The organism is Alkalihalophilus lindianensis (genome assembly GCF_032843265.1).
GTDB classification, from domain to species: Bacteria; Bacillota; Bacilli; order Bacillales; family Bacillaceae_D; genus Alkalihalophilus; species Alkalihalophilus lindianensis.
The window spans coordinates 1-1,737 of the sequence record NZ_JAWJBA010000021.1; the positions used below are offsets into that span (position 1 = coordinate 1).

The following is a 1,737-nucleotide window of genomic DNA, read 5'->3' on the forward strand; positions in this document are numbered from 1 at the left end:
TCAAAACTGAACAAAAGACCAAAGCGTATATGATCGTAAGATCATATATCGACTAGAGTTAAATACTCCATAGAAAGGAGGTGATCCAGCCGCACCTTCCGATACGGCTACCTTGTTACGACTTCACCCCAATCATCTGTCCCACCTTAGGCGGCTGGCTCCAAAAGGTTACCTCACCGACTTCGGGTGTTACAAACTCTCGTGGTGTGACGGGCGGTGTGTACAAGGCCCGGGAACGTATTCACCGCGGCATGCTGATCCGCGATTACTAGCAATTCCGGCTTCATGTAGGCGAGTTGCAGCCTACAATCCGAACTGAGAATGGCTTTATGGGATTCGCTCAACCTCGCGGTTTTGCAGCCCTTTGTACCATCCATTGTAGCACGTGTGTAGCCCAGGTCATAAGGGGCATGATGATTTGACGTCGTCCCCACCTTCCTCCGGTTTGTCACCGGCAGTCACCTTAGAGTGCCCAACTAAATGCTGGCAACTAAGATCAAGGGTTGCGCTCGTTGCGGGACTTAACCCAACATCTCACGACACGAGCTGACGACAACCATGCACCACCTGTCACTTTGTCCCCCGAAGGGGAAAGCCCTATCTCTAGGGTTGTCAAAGGATGTCAAGACCTGGTAAGGTTCTTCGCGTTGCTTCGAATTAAACCACATGCTCCACTGCTTGTGCGGGCCCCCGTCAATTCCTTTGAGTTTCAACCTTGCGGTCGTACTCCCCAGGCGGAGTGCTTAATGTGTTAACTTCGGCACTAAGGGCATCGAAACCCCTAACACCTAGCACTCATCGTTTACGGCGTGGACTACCAGGGTATCTAATCCTGTTTGCTCCCCACGCTTTCGCGCCTCAGCGTCAGTTACAGACCAGAGAGTCGCCTTCGCCACTGGTGTTCCTCCACATATCTACGCATTTCACCGCTACACGTGGAATTCCACTCTCCTCTTCTGTACTCAAGTCTCCCAGTTTCCAATGACCCTCCACGGTTGAGCCGTGGGCTTTCACATCAGACTTAAAAGACCGCCTGCGCGCGCTTTACGCCCAATAATTCCGGACAACGCTTGCCACCTACGTATTACCGCGGCTGCTGGCACGTAGTTAGCCGTGGCTTTCTGGTTAGGTACCGTCAAGGTGCCGCCCTATTCGAACGGCACTTGTTCTTCCCTAACAACAGAGCTTTACGATCCGAAAACCTTCATCACTCACGCGGCGTTGCTCCGTCAGACTTTCGTCCATTGCGGAAGATTCCCTACTGCTGCCTCCCGTAGGAGTCTGGGCCGTGTCTCAGTCCCAGTGTGGCCGATCACCCTCTCAGGTCGGCTACGCATCGTCGCCTTGGTAAGCCATTACCTTACCAACTAGCTAATGCGCCGCGGGCCCATCTGTCAGTGATAGCAAGAAGCCATCTTTTACCGTCCCTCCATGAGGAGGAACGGGTTATCCGGTATTAGCCCCGGTTTCCCGGAGTTATCCCAGTCTTACAGGTAGGTTGCCCACGTGTTACTCACCCGTCCGCCGCTAACATCAGGGAGCAAGCTCCCATCAGTCCGCTCGACTTGCATGTATTAGGCACGCCGCCAGCGTTCGTCCTGAGCCAGGATCAAACTCTCCATAAAAGTGTTTGATTAAGCTCACTTACATAAGATACGCTAGCATCTTGTTTTAAAAATTGACGAGATATCATGTATCTCTATTTCGCTTGGCTTTTGTTCAGTTTTCAAAGAACTT

1 rRNA gene is annotated in these 1,737 nt (G+C 52.1%); it reads right to left on the bottom strand.

Going from position 1 to position 1,737, the window contains the following annotated elements:
- Nucleotides 1-73: 73 nt before the first annotated feature.
- Nucleotides 74-1,625, bottom strand: a 16S ribosomal RNA gene (locus tag RYX56_RS21065).
- Nucleotides 1,626-1,737 lie beyond the last annotated feature (112 nt).